Genomic DNA, 17,242 nt, shown 5'->3' on the forward strand with positions numbered 1-17,242 from the left:
TAGACCGATCAGCGCGCTGCGGTCAGGGCCTTCGTGATCCGCTGCAGCGACACCGTCTCAGCGGTGCCGAGTTCCTGCGCGAACAGGCTGAGGCGGAACTCCTCGAGCATCCACCGCGCGTGCACGAGCTCGGGGTGCGAACCGACCGACGGCGGGAAGGCCCCGCCAGCGTCGACGTAGCGGTCGGTCGCGACGGTGACCTCGCGCATCCACGTGGCATCGCGCCCGGGGTTCTGCAGCAGCTTCTGCACGCGCGCCTCGATGCCCTGCAGGTAGACCCGGATGCGCCGGAGCCGGTCGGTCCCGGCGACGGAGACGAACCCCGGGGAGACGAGACGCTCCATCTGCTGGCGCATGTCCGTCAGCGCACCGAGCAGGGACATCGAGTTCGCCTGCTTGAGTGCTCGTTCGGCGGACCGTTGGGCGAGGAGCACGGCAGCGAGCTCGGACACTGCCGTGAACATCGTGTCGACGACCGTCGCCGACACGGCGTCACGAACCGCTTCGAACGCGGCCTTCGTGAACACGAGCCCGTCCGGGTGAGCGCGACGGATCACCGCGTCGACGACGGCCGCGAGCACGTCGTCGAAGAGTGCGTTCGTGGAGACGTACGGGCTCGCCGCGAGTGCGAGCTTCTCCTGCGCGGTCAGGTGCGACTGGATGTACGACACCGGCGACGGCACCGCGAGCATCACCAGGCGACGGACCCCGGCGGGCATGCGCACCTGCCGGTCGGACGGCGTCGCGAGCAACTGCACGCCGACGGTCGCCTTCGGGCCGGAGCCCTCCTCCACCAGGGACGGGTAGGCGCGGATGACACCACCGGCCTGCTTGGTGTCGAGGGTCTGCGGCAGGTCCTGGGCCGGCCACGTGGTGAGGCCGGACTGTTCCACCCCGGCACCGCCACCGGCGGCGGCGACGCGAGCCGCGCCTCCTGGCTGTCCCGCAGCCCGCACCGTGGCGGAGGCGACACTCTGCTGCGTGCGGTCCTTGAGCTTCGTCTGCAGGACCGACAGGTCCTTGCCGGCCTCGACCCGCCGACCACGTTCGTCGACGACCGCCCAGGTCGGCAGCAGGTGCGACGGCACGCGGGCCAGGTCGAAGTCGGACTCCGACACCGGGACGTAGGTCATACGCTGGATCGCCTTGGCCAGGGTCGCGCGGAACGACTCGGTCGGCTCGGTCGGGGCGTCGTCCGGCAGCTCGGCGACGATCTTCTCGGCCCAGTCGGCGGCGGGTACGACGTTCTTGCGGATCTGCTTCGGCAGCGACTTGATGAGAGCGGTCACGAGCTCCTTGCGGAGGCCGCGGACCTGCCAGTCGAAGCCCTCTTCGCGCATGCGGGGGAGCAGCGCGAGCGGCACCTGCACGCTGACGCCGTCGTCCTGCGCGCCCGGCTCGAAGCGGTACTGGATCGCGAGTCGCTGGTCGCCGCTCCGCCACTGGGTCGGGTACTCGACGTCGTCCTCCGCTGCCTCGGCAGCGGATTCGTCCAGGAGGTCCGCCCTGCGCATCGTGAGCAGGTCCGGCTGGTCGCGGCGCGTCGTCCGCCACCACCCCTCGAAGTCGCGGGTCGTCGCGATGTCGGCGGGGATGCGGGCGTCGTAGAACTCGTAGACGTTCTCGTCGTCGAGCAGGATGTCGCGCCGGCGCGTGCGCTCCTCGAGCTGCTCGAGTTCCTTGCGGAGCTTCCGGTTGGCACGGTCGAACGCCTGCTGCGACTCCCACTCGCCCTCGACCAGGGCGTGGCGGATGAAGAGCTCGCGCGAGTGCTCCGGGTCTATCCGGGCGTACTGCACGCGGCGCCGCTGCACGATCGGGACGCCGAACAGGGTCACCCGCTCGTAGGCGACGACCGCGCCCTGCTTCTTCTCCCAGTGCGGTTCGCCGTAGGTGCGCTTCAGCAGGTCACCGGCGAGGGGCTCGACCCAGGCGGGGTCGATCCGGCCGACGGTCCGTGCGAACAGTCGACTGGTCTCGACGAGTTCGGCCGCCATCACCGCGTCGGGCTGCTTCTTCGCGAGCACACTGCCCGGGAACACCACGAACCGGGTGTTCCGCGAGCCGAGGTAGTCGCGCTTCTCGCGGTCGCGCAGCCCGATCTGGCTGAGCAGACCGGCGAGCAGGGACCGGTGCACCGCGTCGCCGTCCTCGGAGCGGGACTGCCCCACGCGGACGTCGACCTGCTTCGCGGCGCGGGAGAGCTGGCGGTAGAGGTCCTGCCACTCGCGGATGCGCAGGTAGTTGAGGAACTCGGCCTTGCAGAGCCGGCGGAACGCGCTCGACGACAGCTCGTCCTGCTTGTCCTCGATGTAGTTCCACAGCGCGAGCAGGGTGAGGAAGTCGCTCGTCGGGTCGGCGAAGCGGGCGTGCATCTGGTCGGCGTGGGCGCGCTTCTCGAGCGGGCGTTCGCGGGGGTCCTGGATGCTCAGGGCACTGACGACGGCGACGACCTCGCGACCGACGCCCTGGCGCCCGGCCTCGAGCACCATCCGGCCGAGCCGCGGGTCGATCGGCAGCCGGGTGAGCTGTCGTCCGGACTTGGTGATCCGGCCGTCCTTGTCGACGGCACGGAGTTCGCGCAGCAGGTCCAGGCCGTCCTTCACGCCGCGGGAGTCCGGTGGCTGCAGGAACGGGAACGACTCGATGTCGCCGAACCCGAGCGAGATCATCTGCAGGATCACCGCGGCGAGGTTCGTCCGCAGGATCTCGGGGTCGGTGAACTCGTCGCGACGCTCGAAGTCGTCTTCGGAGTAGAGCCGGATCGCGATGCCGGCGCTCGTGCGGCCCGCTCGACCCGAACGCTGGTTGGCGCTGGCCTGCGAGATCGCCTCGATCGGCAGCCGCTGCACCTTGGCGCGCGGGGAGTACCGCGAGATGCGCGCGGTGCCGGTGTCGATGACGTACTTGATGCCGGGCACCGTCAGCGAGGTCTCGGCGACGTTGGTGGCGAGCACCACGCGTCGGCGGATCCCCGGCGTGGTGCGTCGGTCGAAGACGCGGTGCTGGTCGGCGGCGGAGAGCCGGCCGTACAGGGGCAGGACCTCGGTGCCCTGGTAGCGCTTGCCCTCGATCGCGTCCTGCGCGTCGCGGATCTCGTTCTCGCCGGACAGGAACACGAGCACGTCGCCGGGTTCTTCCCGCGCGAGTTCGTCCAACGCGTCGGTGATCCCCTGCAGGGTGTCGCGGTCGTCGGCGCCGTTCGCCCCGCCGCGGTCGGCCGTGCGCGAATCGGTCTCGTCGTCCTCATCGGTGTCGTCGGCGTCCTCGGACACGAGCGGGCGGTACCGGATCTCGACGGGGTAGGTCCGCCCGGAGACCTCGATGATCGGGGCGTCGCCGAAGTGCTTCGAGAAGGACTCGGGGTCGATCGTCGCGCTCGTGATGATCAGCTTGAGGTCGGGTCGCCGGACCAGGAGCCGCTTGAGGTAGCCGAGCAGGAAGTCGATCGTGAGCGACCGCTCGTGCGCCTCGTCGATGATGATCGTGTCGTACCGCTTCAGGTCGCGGTCGAAGTGGATCTCGTTCAGCAGGATGCCGTCGGTCATCAGCTTGATGCGGGTGTTCGACGACACCTTGTCGGTGAACCGGACCTGGTAGCCGACGAGGTCGCCGAGCTCGCTGCCGAGCTCTTCTGACACGCGCTCGGCGATGGTGCGAGCGGCGATCCGGCGGGGCTGGGTGTGCCCGATGTGCTCACGCCCCAGCTCGAGGCAGATCTTCGGCAGCTGGGTGGTCTTGCCCGAGCCGGTGGCACCCGCGACGATGACGACCTGGTTGTCACGGATGGCAGCCGCGATGTCGTCCCGCCGCTGCGAGACCGGCAGCTCGGGCGGGTACGTGATGACTGGCGGCGTGGGAGACATGAGCATTCCAGGATACCGTCACGCCGCCGGTGCTGCGAGCCCGGCGGCCAGGTCTCCTGCGGACCGAGCGGGCAGGGCGCACACGCGGTCGTGGCAGACGTACGCAGCCGGGTCGAGTGCGTCCCGTGCCTCGAACAGTTCGAACCCCGCAGCTGACCACTCCGCAGCCTGCGTCGGGGTCACACGAGCGATGACCGTGCCGGGTCGGCGCGCGGCGCGGACGGCATCGCGGAGTGGGTCGTGCGGGTCCGACGTCACGACCACGACCTCGCGCGAGGGCCGTTGCAAGCCGAGTGCGACACCGAGGGCGTCGGCGTGCCCGAGCGGTCGCTCGGTACCCGTCGTCGCGCGGTCGGCCACCAACCGCGCCGCCGCTGTCCGGTACGCGGAGTCCCCGGTCAACGCCGCGAGGCCGGCTGCCGCTGCGGCCAGCGCCACCGTGCCGGAGCGCATCGCGGTCTGCGGCTGTTCCCCGGTCGCCGTGCCCGCTCCGGCGAGCACGGCGTCGACGTCGAACCGGTTCGCCAGGCCGTCGTCGACCAGGGAACGAGCCGTCACGGCGTAGGTGACCTCGCCGGTCACCAGGGCGAGCTCGAGCAGACCCTCGGCCAGCAGTCCGACGTCCTCGATGGTCGCCGGTGCTGCTGACGCGCCGCGAGGCGTGCTCGAGCGGACCACGACGTGCCCGTCACGCACGTGCGACCGCAGCAGCGCATCGGCCGCATCCCGGGCGAGGCAGATCATCTCGGGGTCGTCATGGCGGTCACCGGCGATCGCGAGTCCGCGGATCGCCAGGCCGTTCCAACCGGTCAGGACCTGGTCGTCGAGTGGTGGCGGCTCGAGGAGCGCGCGCTCCGACAGCGGCCGCCGGTACCACTCGCCCTCCACCCGCTGGCCGTCGATCGTGGACTCGCTGTCCTGCGCGGCGACGAACGCCCCGTCGTCCTGGCGCAGGGTGTCGCGCAGGAAGTCCGCGATGCCGCGCGCCTGTTCGGCGCCGGCGACCGCGAGGAGTCCGGCGTTGTCGTAGAGCATCCGCTCGTAGTGCGGCACACTCCAGTCGCGCTTGGTGGCGTACCGGAAGACACCGCCGTCGGCATCGGTCAACTCGGAGGCCCGGATCGCGTGGAGCGACCGGTCCAGCAGGCCGTCGGCCTCGGCATCGCCGTCGCGTGCTGCGTCGGCGAGGAACTCCAGCAGCGGCGTGCTCGGGAACTTCGGAGCACCGCCGAAACCACCGTAGGTGGTGTCCTCTGCCTGCGACAGCTGACCGGTGACGGCCCGGATGCTGTCGGCGGACGGGAGGCCCGTGGCTGCTCCGCCAGCACCCTCGCCAGCGCGGGCGGTCGCGTCCGCCTCGGCCCCCTGCCGGATCGCCGTCGCGATGGCCGCGGCGTTCGCGTCGACCTCGTGCCGCCGCTCGGTCCACGCATCGAGCACCGCCGCCAGGATCTGCCGGAACGCGGGCACCTGACCGACGGGGGTCGGCGGGAAGTAGGTGCCGGCGAAGAACACGTGGCCTTCGGGCGTCAGGAACGTCGTCAGGGGCCACCCGAGCTGCTGCGTGAACGCGCTCGCGGCGGCCATCAGGCTGGCGTCGACGTCGGGACGTTCTTCGCGGTCGACCTTGACGGCGACGAAGTCCTGGCGGAGCAGTGAACCGATCTCCGGATCGGCGAAGCTCTCACGCGCCATGACGTGGCACCAGTGGCACGTGGCGTAGCCGACCGACGCCAGGACCGGGACGCCGCGCTCACGTGCCTCGGCGAAGGCTTCGGGGCCCCACTCGCGCCAGTCCACGGGGTTGTCGGCGTGCAGCCGGAGGTACGGGCTGACCGAGGTGCCGAGTCGGTTGTCGTTCATGGCTCCAGCGTGCCCCGTGGCGACTGAGCGGGCCAGCGACGGAGGCGATCTGTGGACGGATCGCGGAGTCCACAGGCCGCAGCGGGACGGTCAGCGGGGGAGCCACCCCGTCAACGCGGCGAGACGCTGTGCGACCTGGGTGGGGGTGAGACCGTCCGTGTCCACCCGGGTGACCGTGTCCCCGGAAGCCGAGTCGAGCCTCCCGGCCGTCCGCGTGCTGTGCGCGAGCTGCGCCTGCGGGACCTCGCCACCCGACCGTCGGGCCAGCCGCTCGGCGGTGGGACCGTCCGCCGCGCGCAGCAGGACCGTCGTGACCACGGGGTCGTCGCCCATGGCGGCCGCCAGACGCTCGTGTTCGAGCACGGAAACGGTGTTCGTGTAGACCAGCCGGTGGTGGCCGAGCTCGCGGTAGGACGTCCACAGGGCGGCGAGGTTCCGTTCCGCGAGCCGCGCCTCGGGGTGCTCGACGTGCGGTGCCGGGTGCGCCAGGTCGAGCAGGTCGCCCTCGATCACCGCGTGGCGCACGTCCGCGGCGACGAGCAGGTCGTGCAGCGCCTCGGCAGCGGTGGACTTGCCGACACCGGACCGCCCGCCGATGAACAGGACCTCGGAGCGGGGCGTGCTCGGCACCGTCACCCGAGGCCCAGCGACAGGAGCGCGAGGGCAGCGTCCTCGGGGCCGTAGTCGAACATGCGCTCCCAGAACGGGTCGTCGGCCCACGGCACGTCACCGTCAGCCGGTGTGGACTGCGCCGTCTCCACCAACCAGTCGAGTTCGGGCAGGACCGCGGCCGCGAAGGTCGGCGGCTGCCACCCGAGCGCGCGTGCCGCCGTCGTGTCGAGGACGAACGGTGACGGCGACGACCAGGGGGTGGTGCCGACGAAGGCAGGGGCGTCGGCGTCGAGCAGGACCTCGTCGAACCGGTGGTCGAGGTGTCCAGCGATGGTCCGCACGATCTCGAGCGCCGTCGGAGCGGTGTCGTCGGCGACGTTGAGGATGCGCCGGTCCGGAGCGTCCGCGACCAGTCGGACGAGCGAGCCGATGCCGCTCGCCGCCGTCGTGTGGTCCACACCGCGGCCGTGGTCGGCGAGCAGGATGCGTTCCCGGCCGTCGAGGACCCGGCGGACCACGAACCACTCTCGCGGTCGACCGATGCCGACGCCGTAGACCTTCGACGGGCGCAGCACCGTGACCGGGGCGCCGTGGTCGAGCAGCACTTGCTCGGACGCCACCTTCGCCGCGCCGTAGCCGTCACGGCTGGTCGGGTCGCCGTCGCCCGCCGTGACGGTCGGCTGGATCTCGGTGACCGCGGCGCCGAAGACCGGCTTGTCCGTCGAGTTCGCGTGCCGGCCCTGGTCGTCGACGTAGACCGCACGCGAGGAGACGAAGACGCTGGAACCGACGTCGTCGAGGAACGGCAGGAGCTGCGTCGCGTCGTCGCGGGTCAGCCCCACGGTGTCGACGAGCAGGTCCGCGCCGGGGCGGAGGAGGTCGCGCAGGGTGCTCGTGTCGCGGCGGTCACCCGCGGTGAAGGTCGCGCCGCGGGCGGTGAGGGAATCGGCTGCCGGGCCACCGCGGCGCGCGATGACGTCGACCTGCCAGTCGTCGCCGCCCCGCCCGGAGGCGTCGAGGAGTTCACGCGCGACGGCCGAACCGATCCCGCCGGTACCGCCGAGGATGACCGCGCGTCTGGAGCTCATGCGCCAACGCTAGCCGGGGCGCGCGTCGTCGTCAGGACGCCATGGCCTCGGGCTCGTGCCGCCACCAGTCCAGCAGCGAGCCGTCGTACACGGTGACCTTGTCGTGGCCGAGCACGGTCAGCGCCAGGGCATCGACGCACGCGGCGCTGCCGACCCCGCAGTACGTCACGATCTCGTCCTCGCCGACGACCGCGGCGAACGCCTCGGCGAGCTTCGGCCCGCGCAGGTACGCGTTGGTGTCCGGGTCGACCAGGGTGTCCACGGTGATCGGGGTGCTCCCCGGGATGATCGGCGGGTGGTCGTCGCCGAGGGCCGCTGCGGGCGCCGCGAACACCAGTGCCGCGGGCTGTTCACCCGTCACTGCTCGGCGGACACGGGCGTGGTCGGCCCAGAGCGGGCGTTCTTCACCGGCGAGGAAGGCGCTGTCGTCGTCGGGCGCCTTCGCCGGCGATGGTGAATGGCGCAGTGCACCGACGCGGACCGGCCGGCCCTCGTCGCGCCACTTCGTGAACCCGCCGTCGAGGACCGCGACGGAGTCGAAGCCGAACGACCGGAAGATCCACCACAGCCGCGCCGACCACTCGCCGATGCTGTCGTCGTAGACCACGACCGTCGAGGTGTTCGTGACGCCGAGGTCGCCAGCAGCTGCCTCGAACCGCTCGGCACTCGGGCGGGTGAAGGGCACCTCGGCGCCCGGCGTGGAGAACGCGTCGACGAGGTCGGCGAAGCGGGCGCCGGGGACGTGCCCGCGCTGCTCGTAGGAGGCGACCGCGGAGTGCCACATCGTCTCGAGGCCGGTCCCCACCGTGTGCACGGAGGCGTCGAGGACGACGAGCTCGTCACCACCGAGGTGGTCGGCGAGCCACTGCGTCGACACGAGCGGCGAGGTCAGGACGGGGGCCATGCCGCACACGATAATGCGGACCACTGACGGGTGACAGGGAAACCGACACACTGCGCAACCGGGGCGCGTGTGGTGGCTGGTGCGTGCGCATGTTCCGCCGATCCACGAGTTGTTCGACCGGTGGTTCGTCGCAACATGCACACGCAATGACTGCGGGTGCATGTTCCGACGATCCACGCGTTGAACGACTCGTGGAACGTCGCAAAACCCGCGCGACCCGGCACCCGCCCCGCACGCACCCGCCGGCGCCCCGCCCCGCCCCGCCCGCACCCCGCCCCACACACACGCACGAACGGCCCGCCCCGGCAGAACCAGGACGGGCCGTTCGGACGAGCTGACGCGTCAGTGTGCGGCGGCGGGGATGCTCCCGGTCGTCGTGGACGCGGCGTGTGCGAGTCGGTCGAGCCGCACCGACTGCCGGTTGATGAGCAGGCCACCCGCGAGGGCGACGAGCACGAGCACGCCGGCCGAGATGCCGAACGCCACGTGGTAGCCGTCGAGCGTGGCCTGCGCCTGCTGCAGCTTCGTGGGTGCCGCCGACAGCCCGGTCAGGCTGTTCTTCACGACGTCGGCGAAGATCGTCGACAGCAGCGCCGTGCCGATCGAGCCACCGATCTGCTGCATGGTGTTCACCGTCGCCGAGGCCACACCGGCGTCGGCTCGGGCCACCCCGGTGGTCGCGGTGTTCATCGCGGACGAGAAGATCGTGCCCATGCCGAGCCCGATGACGATCAGCGCCGGCAGGACGGTGCCCGCGTAGGAGCTGTCCAGGTCGGTGCGCAGCAGCAGGAGCAGGCCGATCGCGGCGACGAGGCCACCGGCGAAGATCAGGATCTTCGGGCCGATGCGCGGCAGCAGTCGCCCACCGATCTGCGTCGCCGAGATCATGATCGACAGCGGCATCGGCAGGAAGGCCAGACCGGTCTGCAGCGAGCTGAACCCGAGGGTCTGCTCGAGGTAGTAGGTCAGGAACAGGAAGATGCCGAACATGCCGATCGCCACCAGGCCGATCGCGATGAACGACCCACCGCGGTCACGGTCGAGCACGACCCGCAGCGGCAGCAGCGGGTGCGCCACACGGGTCTCGATGAACACGAACGCGGCGATCAGGACGACGCCACCGGCGAGCATCGCGATGGTGACGGGGGAGTCCCAGCCGTTGGTCTCGGCGTTCGAGAACCCGTAGACGACGCCGACCAGACCGGCGGTGATGGTGATGACGCCGGCGACGTCGATGCGCGGGCGATCGACCTTCGGCGGCTTCTCCATGAACACGAGCGCGCCGATCACGCCGAGCACGGCGAAGACGACGTTGACGTAGAGGCACCAGCGCCACGACGCGTACTCGGTGAGCACGCCGCCCAGGAGCAGGCCGATGGCCGCACCGGAACCGGCGATCGAGCCGAAGATGCCGAACGCACGACCGCGCTCCTTCGGGTCGCGGAACGTGGTGGTCAGCATGCCGAGCGCGGACGGTGCGAGCAGGGCGCCGAAGACACCCTGGAGGGCGCGGGCCGCGACGAGCAGGCCGAACGAGTCGGCGAGGCCGCCGAGCACGGACGCGACCGCGAAGCCGACCAGTCCGATGATGAACGTGTTCTTGCGGCCGAACAGGTCGCCGAGGCGCCCGCCGAGCAACAGGAGCGAGCCGAACGCCAGCGAGTACGCGGTGACGATCCACTGGCGTTGGTCGGTGCCGAACCCCAGGTCGGCCTGGGCCGAGGGGAGCGCGATGTTCACGATCGTGGCGTCGAGCACGACCATCAGCTGGGCGAGGGCGATGACCGCCAGGGCGATCCAGCGGTGGTTGCTCTTGGCGGGGGTGGTGCCAGAAGTCGTGGGTGCTGCCCCGGTGGGGGTCGGCACGGTGTGTTCTGCCGTCACGGCAGCCTCCTTCGAGAAGGTTGGAGGGGGAGCACGAAGCGCGCACCGTCGGGCGTTTCGAAGAGGGGAGGTGTCAAACGGATGCGCGGCATCCGTTTGTCGACAGTGTAGACCGAAACGGAAGGTCCGCATCCACTTATTCCCAGAAAGTTCAACTAGGTTCGGCATCGTGAGCACCACCGAGTCCGCGCCCGACCTCGAGCGCCCGCTGCGCGCCGATGCGGCACGCAACCGCGAGCTGATCCTGCAGACCGCTCGCAAGTGCTTCGCGGAGCGCGGGCTGTCGGTCACCCTGAACGACATCGCGCACGAAGCGGGGGTCGGTGTCGGCACCGTGTACCGACGTTTCGCCGACAAGGACTCCCTGATCGAGGCGCTGCTCGCCACCAAGTTCGAGGCGATGAACGACGCAGCAGCCCGCGCCGCCGACGTCGTCGACCCGCGCGAGGCCCTGCGGGTCTACCTGACCGGGGTGTTCGAGTTCCGCGCCCGCGACCGTGCGCTCGCCGACGCCATCGTGCGTGCCGGCAAGGCGCGTCCGTCGATCGTGCAGGAGCGTGACCGGCTGGAACGCCAGGTCTCCGCGATCATCGGTCGGGCCGAGACCGCCGGGGTGGTCCGCGCCGGCTTCGACTACCGCGACCTCCCGATGCTCACCGCCATGGTGGGGGCCGTCGCGGACGCCACCCGCGAGCACGACCCGAACGCCTGGCGCCGGTACGCCGAACTCCTCATCGAGGGCGTCCTGCCGCAGACCCGGACCGCGCCGAGCATGGTCGGCGACCCGCTCGACCGTGAGTCCATCGAGCGCGCGCTGCACGCGCAGTCCTGACGCGTCCCCGCGGACCGCGCGCGGCTCCGGTGCCAACCGACTGCGGATTGGAGGCCCGTGGCGGAGTCGACCCGTGCCTCCCGTCCGGCGGTCTGGTCGCGACCAGTGCGCCGGGCCGGTCACGACCAGGGCGCCGGGCCAGTCGCGACCAGCGCGACGGGCCGAAACTCGACGCGCGTTACAGCCAGCTCGGCAGCCAGTAGTGCGACCGGATGAAGTCCCACGGCACCTGGATCGCGGTCCACATCGGGTACCAGTACGCCGACGCGAGCACCACCACGACCAGGTACACGCCGACCCACACGATCGCCCGGGTCCGTCGGGGCCGTGGATCGGTCCGTGACCCGAGCACCAACCCGATCGCCGCCGCCAGCGCCATCACCATGAAGGGCTCGAAGGCGATCGTGTAGAACTGGAACACCGTCCGGTTGACGTACATCAGCCACGGCAGGTAGCCCGCGGCGACGCCGAGCAGGACGAAGCCGTACTGCCACTGTCGGCGCAGGATCCAGAGCACGAGCAGCGCCACGGTCGCGATGACCGCCGCGTACCAGATGAACGGGTTCGCGACGCCGGTGATCGCCTCGCCGCAGCGGCTCGCCGAGCAGCCGTCCTGGCCGGCATCGGTCCCGACGTAGAACATCGACGTGGGCCGCTGCATCACGAGCCAGAGCAGCGGGTTCGCCTGGTACGAGTGCGGCGTGTGCAGCCCGATGTTGAAGTTGTAGATCTCCGACTGGTAGTGCCACCAGTTCTGCAGACTGTCCGGCACCCACCGGAGCAATCCGGTCCAGCGTTCGCCGCCGGAGGCCAGCCAGTTCCGGTCCCAGCCGTCCTTCGACACGAACCAGCCGGTCCACGACGCGACGTAGGTGACGGCGGCGATCGGCACGGTGAGCAGGAACGACACGGGGGCCTGCTGCAGCAGCGCGCTGGACGACCAGAACTCGACCCCCGCACGGCGGCGCATCATCATGTCGCTCAGCACGGAGTACACGGCGAAGAACGCCAGGAAGTACATCCCCGACCACTTCGTCGCGGTGGCCAACCCCATCGTCAGCCCCATCGCGAACAGCCACGGACGCCACCAGAGCACGGGCCCCCACAGGGTGTCCCGGCCGGCGGCGACGCGCTCGGCGACCCAGTCGTCGAGCCGCCGCTGACTCCGGCGCCGGTCGAGCAGGAGCGCCCCGAACCCGAGCACGACGAAGAACGTCAGGATCCCGTCGAGCAGCGTGACGCGGGACATCACGATGGCCTGGCCGTCGATCGCGAGCAGGCCGCCGGCGAGCGTGCCGACCAGGGTGGAGCGGAACAGCGACCGGGCGATCACCGCGGTGAGGAACACCGTCGCGATGCCGAGCACGGCGACGGCGAACCGCCAGCCGAACGAGTTGTCCGCCCCGAACAGGAGCATGCCGAGCCCGATCAGGTACTTGCCGAGCGGCGGGTGCGCGATGAACTCCGCGGCGCTGGTGAAGATGTCCGTCTCACCACTCGAGAACCGGTCGTCGGTCGTCGGGGCGGAGTCGCTGCTCGGGTTCGCCGGCCAGGTGCCCTCGTAGCCGAGGTGGACGATCGACCAGCCGTCCTTGACGTAGTAGGTCTCGTCGAAGACCAGGGAGTGCGGGTTCCCCAGGTTCGCCAGGCGCAGCACGGCGGCGAGCAGCGTCACCGCGATCGGTCCGGCCCAGCGCCACACCGCGACGCGCTGGGCGGTGGAGAGCACCCGCCCCCACCAGTCGTCGAGGCGCGAGCCGACCGGCCCGTCGGACACGGCCGTGCGGTCGTCGGTCAGCTCGCTGGTCATCGTTGAGCATCCTACGGATCGACCGCATGTCCGCGCTGCGACCCCGCTGCGACGACAATGGGTGGCGTGATCGTCCTCGCAGCAACCCCCATCGGCAACCTCGGGGACGCCTCGCGCCGTCTCGTCGAGACCCTCTCCAGCGCCACCGTGGTCGCGGCGGAGGACACCAGGACCGCCATCCACCTCATGCGTGCCCTCGGCATCGAGAACCGTCCGCGGCTCATCGCCCTGCACGAGCACAACGAACGGGCGAAGGCGTCCGAGGTCGTCGAGCTCGCTCGTGACGAGGACGTCGTGGTCCTCACCGACGCCGGCATGCCCGCGATCAGCGACCCCGGCTTCCCGCTCGTCGAGGCAGCGGCAGCCGCTGGCGTCACGGTCACGGCACTGCCCGGCCCGTCGGCGGTGCTCATGGCGCTCGCCGTCTCCGGACTGCCGACGGACCGCTTCACGTTCGAGGGGTTCCCGACGCGCAAGGGCGGGGAGCGTCGCCGCGCGTTCCAGGCGCTCGCGGGGGAGCAGCGCACGATGGTCTTCTTCGAGTCGCCGCACCGGTTGGCCGAGACGCTCGCCGACATGGCCGTCGGGTTCGGGGGCGACCGTCGTGCCGCGGTCTGCCGTGAGCTCACGAAGCTGTACGAAGAGGTCAGGCGCGGTCCGCTCGACGAGCTCGTCACGTGGGCATCAGAGGGGGTCCGGGGCGAGATCTGCATCGTCGTCGCCGGTGCCGCCGAGGCCACCGAGGAGGCGACGCTCGACGACGGGGTCCGCCTCGTGCTCGAGCGGGTGGCCGCCGGCATGCGCATGAAGGAGGCCGCAGCGGCGGTCGCGGACGCGACCGGGCTGTCGAAGCGGGACCTGTACGAAGGGGCGCTCGCGGCGCGCTGAGCGGGGCTCGTCACGTTCGCGTCGGCCGGTCTGGAGGCGCGGGGCGGGCCCGCCACGGGCCTCCCGGATCCGGTTTTCCACAGTCCACCGCCGCGCGCGTCATCCGGGTTCCGCGCGCCCGTAGGATGGTCCGCATGTCCGCCGGGTCCTCGTTCAGCATCACCACGCCGATCTTCTACGTGAACGACGTGCCCCACATCGGGCACGCCTACACCGAGGTCGCCGCGGACGTCCTCGCGCGCTGGCACCGGCAGCGGGGTGACGACACCTGGCTGCTCACCGGCACCGACGAGCACGGACAGAAGATCCTGCGCACCGCCTCGGCGAACGAGGTCACGCCCCGGGAGTGGGCCGACCGACTCGTGACCGAGGCGTGGAAGCCGCTGCTCGACACCGTCGACGTGGCCAACGACGACTTCATCCGCACCACCGACGAGCGCCACGAGCGCGGTGTGACGGCGTTCCTGCAGAAGCTCTACGACGACGGCTTCATCTACGCCGGCGAGTTCGAGGGCTTCTACTGCGTGGGCTGCGAGGAGTACAAGCAGCCGAGCGACCTGGTCCCCGGCACCGGTGCGTACGAGGGGCAGCAGGTCTGTGCCATCCACTCGATCCCGGTCGAGGTGCTGTCCGAGCGCAACTACTTCTTCCGCATGTCGGACTTCGAGCAGCGCCTGCTCGACCTGTACGAGTCGAACCCGCTGTTCATCCAGCCGGAGAGCGTCCGCAACGAGATCATCTCGTTCGTGAAGCAGGGCCTCCGCGACCTGTCGATCTCGCGGTCCAGCTTCGACTGGGGCATCAAGATCCCGTGGGACAGCGACCACGTCCTGTACGTGTGGTTCGACGCCCTGCTCAACTACGTCACGGCGCTGGGCTACGGCACCGAGGACGACGAGGCCTTCAAGCGCCTGTGGCCGAGCGTGCACATCGTCGGCAAGGACATCGCCCGCTTCCACGCGGTCATCTGGCCGGCGATGCTCATGGCTGCCGGCCTGCCTGTACCCGAGCGCGTCTTCGGTCACGGCTGGCTGCTCGTCGGGGGCGAGAAGATGTCCAAGTCGAAGCTGACCGGCATCGCGCCGTCGGAGATCACCGACACCTTCGGCTCCGACGCCTTCCGCTACTACTTCCTCCGCGCCATCACCTTCGGGCAGGACGGCAACTTCAGCTGGGAGGACATCTCGGCGCGGTACCAGGCCGAGCTCGCGAACGGCTTCGGCAACCTGGCCTCGCGCCTGGTCGCGATGCTGCAGAAGTACTTCGACGGCGCAGTGCCGGCGCGCGGCTCGCTGACCGAGTCGGACCAGGCGATCGATGCCCTGGCGGTCTCGGTCACCGAGCGTGCCGACGCAGCCATCGCCGCGTTCGCCCCGCACGAGGCGATCGCCGCCGTCTGGGAGCTCGTCGATGCCCTGAACGGGTACATCACCGAGCAGCAGCCGTGGGCCCTGGCGAAGGACGACGCGAACCGCGAGCGGCTCGGCACCGTCCTGACCACCGCGCTCCGTGGGCTCGGCACCGTCGCGGTCCTGCTCTCCCCGGTGATGCCGAAGGCCACCGAGAAGCTGTGGGCGTCGATCGGTGCCGGCGGCTCGATCGCCGAGCAGCGAGTCGATCGTGCCTTCGAGTGGCAGGGTGCTTCGCACGTCGTGGCGCTCGAGAGCGGGCTGTTCCCGCGCATCGAGCAGGCGGAGCAGGGCGCCGCGTGACCGACGCCCACCTCCGCTCCCGTGGCGACGGGGACGGCTCCAAGCGCGACCTGACCTACCCGCCCCTGCCCGAGGCGCTCGTGGTCCCGGTCTACGACAACCACACGCACATGGAGATCGCCGACGGTGGCGACGGGGCGCTCGACTACCGCGAGCACCTCGGCCGTGCCTCGAGCGTCGGCGTCCGCGGTGTCGTGCAGGTCGGCACCGACCTCGCCACTTCGCAGTGGTCCGCGTCGATCGCCGCCCGTGAACCCCGCGTGCTCGCAGCGGTCGCACTGCACCCGAACGAGGCGCCGTCGCTGCAGGAGCAGGGGCTGCTCGACGAGCACCTCGCCGGGATCGAGGCGCTGGCAGCGTTGCCCCGCGTCCGGGCGATCGGTGAGACCGGGCTCGACTTCTTCCGCACCGGTGAGGACGGGCGCGACGCCCAGATCCGTTCGTTCGAAGAGCACATCCGCATCGCGAAGGAGCACGGCCTCGCGCTGACCATCCACGACCGCGACGCGCACGACGCCGTGGTCGAGGTGCTCGACCGCGTCGGGGCTCCGGAGCGCACCGTGTTCCACTGCTTCTCCGGCGGACCCGACCTGGCTCGGCTCTGTGCCGAGCGCGGTTGGTACATGTCGTTCGCCGGCACCGTGACGTTCAAGAACGCGGCACCGCTCCGCGAGGCCCTCGTCGTCGCGCCGCGGCACCTGATCATGGTCGAGACGGACGCGCCGTTCCTGACCCCGACGCCGTACCGCGGCCGGCCGAACGCCCCGTACCTGATCCCGATCACCCTGCGGTCGATGGCGGAGACCCTCGGCACCGATGCCTCGATGCTCGCCGCGCAGATCGCGTCGAACACCGAGCTCGTCTACGGTGCGTGGGACGCCGAGCCCGTGACGGTGGACGAGTAGTGGGCGCGCTGCTCGGCCCGGCCGAGATCCGGGAGCTCGCCGCCGAACTCGACGTGACCCCGACGAAGAAGCTCGGGCAGAACTTCGTGCACGACGCCAACACCGTCCGGCGCATCGTGTCGGTCGCCGGCGTGACGCCCTCGTCCCGGGTGCTCGAGATCGGACCCGGCCTCGGCTCCCTGACGCTCGGGCTCACCGAGACCGGTGCCCCCGTCACCGCCGTCGAGATCGACAAGCGGCTCGCGGCGCGGTTGCCGTCGACGGTGAGCGCGATGCAGCCGGAGGCCTCGTTGACGGTCGTGCAGCAGGACGCGATGACCGTCGCCGCTTCGGACCTCGACACCGAACCGACGCACCTGGTCGCGAACCTGCCGTACAACATCTCGGTGCCTGTGCTGCTGCACCTGCTCGCGACCTTCCCGTCGATCGAGCGGTCGCTCGTGATGGTGCAGGCCGAAGTCGGGTACCGCCTCGCGGCGGGCCCGGGCAGCAAGGTCTACGGGTCGCCGAGCGTCAAGGCCGCCTGGTACGGCTCGTGGAGCACGGCCGGGCTCGTCAGCCGACAGGTGTTCTGGCCCGTCCCGAACGTCGACAGTGTGCTCGTGGCGTTCGACCGGCACGAGCCCCCGGGGGACGAGCGGCTGCGGTCGCGGGTGTTCACCCTGGTCGATGCGGCGTTCCAGCAGCGTCGGAAGATGCTGCGGCAGAGCCTGTCCGGTGTGCTCGGCGGCAGTGCCCACGCCTCCGAGGTCCTGACGGCGGCGGGCATCGACCCGACGGCGCGGGGCGAGGCGATCGGGGTCGACGACTTCGTGCGGCTCGGTCGGACGGTCCTGGCCGCTGCGGAGTAGCTCGTCTCCCGTCTCGGATCGGCGAAA

12 protein-coding genes are annotated in these 17,242 nt (G+C 70.8%); 5 read left to right on the plus strand and 7 right to left on the minus strand.

Annotated elements, in window-relative coordinates:
* Positions 1-8 precede the first annotated feature (8 nt).
* From hrpA to EDF48_RS12930, 6 genes are all read right to left on the minus strand, one after another.
* Entirely contained in the window at positions 9-3,866 is a 3,858-nt protein-coding gene (hrpA, locus tag EDF48_RS12905; protein WP_131880441.1) for an ATP-dependent RNA helicase HrpA, read from the minus strand.
* 18 nt (positions 3,867-3,884) lie between these two features.
* On the minus strand, positions 3,885-5,729 hold the full coding sequence (locus EDF48_RS12910) for a DUF255 domain-containing protein (RefSeq protein ID WP_131880443.1): 1,845 nt from the start codon (positions 5,727-5,729) through the stop codon (positions 3,885-3,887).
* A 90-nt stretch (positions 5,730-5,819) separates the two neighbouring features.
* On the minus strand, positions 5,820-6,359 hold the full coding sequence (locus EDF48_RS12915) for an ATPase (RefSeq protein WP_131880445.1): 540 nt from the start codon (positions 6,357-6,359) through the stop codon (positions 5,820-5,822).
* A gap of 2 nt (positions 6,360-6,361) precedes the next feature.
* The gene (locus EDF48_RS12920; protein ID WP_131880447.1) at positions 6,362-7,429 is read right to left on the minus strand and encodes an NAD-dependent epimerase/dehydratase family protein; all 1,068 of its coding nucleotides are present in this window, start codon (positions 7,427-7,429) and stop codon (positions 6,362-6,364) included.
* A gap of 31 nt (positions 7,430-7,460) precedes the next feature.
* Complete coding sequence (locus tag EDF48_RS12925) at positions 7,461-8,333, minus strand: rhodanese-like domain-containing protein (RefSeq protein ID WP_165932391.1); 873 nt, start codon at positions 8,331-8,333, stop codon at positions 7,461-7,463.
* Between the two features lie 342 nt (positions 8,334-8,675).
* A complete protein-coding gene (locus EDF48_RS12930; RefSeq protein ID WP_123291813.1) occupies positions 8,676-10,217 on the minus strand; it encodes an MFS transporter in 1,542 nt (513 codons plus the stop codon).
* 169 nt (positions 10,218-10,386) lie between these two features.
* On the opposite strand from EDF48_RS12930, the gene EDF48_RS12935 reads away from it, so the two are divergent.
* Positions 10,387-11,049 (plus strand): TetR/AcrR family transcriptional regulator, encoded by a 663-nt coding sequence (locus EDF48_RS12935; protein WP_159574131.1) that lies wholly within the window; start codon positions 10,387-10,389, stop codon positions 11,047-11,049.
* Between the two features lie 178 nt (positions 11,050-11,227).
* Here EDF48_RS12935 and EDF48_RS12940 read toward each other — a convergent pair whose 3' ends face one another.
* A complete protein-coding gene (locus tag EDF48_RS12940; protein ID WP_123938396.1) occupies positions 11,228-12,859 on the minus strand; it encodes a phospholipid carrier-dependent glycosyltransferase in 1,632 nt (543 codons plus the stop codon).
* Between the two features lie 66 nt (positions 12,860-12,925).
* On the opposite strand from EDF48_RS12940, the gene rsmI reads away from it, so the two are divergent.
* The 4 genes from rsmI to rsmA all read left to right on the plus strand — a co-directional run bounded on the left by rsmI (position 12,926) and on the right by rsmA (position 17,215).
* Entirely contained in the window at positions 12,926-13,747 is an 822-nt protein-coding gene (rsmI, locus tag EDF48_RS12945; protein ID WP_131880453.1) for a 16S rRNA (cytidine(1402)-2'-O)-methyltransferase, read from the plus strand.
* A 134-nt stretch (positions 13,748-13,881) separates the two neighbouring features.
* Positions 13,882-15,459, plus strand: a complete 1,578-nt coding sequence (gene metG / locus EDF48_RS12950) for a methionine--tRNA ligase (RefSeq protein ID WP_131880455.1) — start codon at positions 13,882-13,884, stop codon at positions 15,457-15,459.
* On the plus strand, positions 15,456-16,364 hold the full coding sequence (locus EDF48_RS12955; RefSeq protein WP_131880457.1) for a TatD family hydrolase: 909 nt from the start codon (positions 15,456-15,458) through the stop codon (positions 16,362-16,364). Before metG ends, EDF48_RS12955 begins: the two co-directional genes overlap by 4 nt.
* A complete protein-coding gene (gene rsmA / locus EDF48_RS12960; protein WP_131880459.1) occupies positions 16,364-17,215 on the plus strand; it encodes a 16S rRNA (adenine(1518)-N(6)/adenine(1519)-N(6))-dimethyltransferase RsmA in 852 nt (283 codons plus the stop codon). Before EDF48_RS12955 ends, rsmA begins: the two co-directional genes overlap by 1 nt.
* Positions 17,216-17,242: the final 27 nt, after the last annotated feature.

The sequence above is a fragment of the Curtobacterium sp. PhB191 genome (assembly GCF_004346515.1).
Lineage (GTDB): Bacteria > Actinomycetota > Actinomycetes > Actinomycetales > Microbacteriaceae > Curtobacterium.

Excerpts from the sequence above, each read along its gene's own strand:
- hrpA (WP_131880441.1), bottom strand. The coding sequence starts at position 3,866 with ATGTCTCCCACGCCGCCAGTCATCACGTACCCGCCCGAGCTGCCGGTC.
- EDF48_RS12910 (WP_131880443.1), bottom strand. The coding sequence starts at position 5,729 with ATGAACGACAACCGACTCGGCACCTCGGTCAGCCCGTACCTCCGGCTG.
- EDF48_RS12920 (WP_131880447.1), bottom strand. The coding sequence starts at position 7,429 with ATGAGCTCCAGACGCGCGGTCATCCTCGGCGGTACCGGCGGGATCGGT.
- EDF48_RS12925 (WP_165932391.1), bottom strand. The coding sequence starts at position 8,333 with ATGGCCCCCGTCCTGACCTCGCCGCTCGTGTCGACGCAGTGGCTCGCC.
- EDF48_RS12940 (WP_123938396.1), bottom strand. The coding sequence starts at position 12,859 with ATGACCAGCGAGCTGACCGACGACCGCACGGCCGTGTCCGACGGGCCG.
- metG (WP_131880455.1), top strand. The coding sequence starts at position 13,882 with ATGTCCGCCGGGTCCTCGTTCAGCATCACCACGCCGATCTTCTACGTG.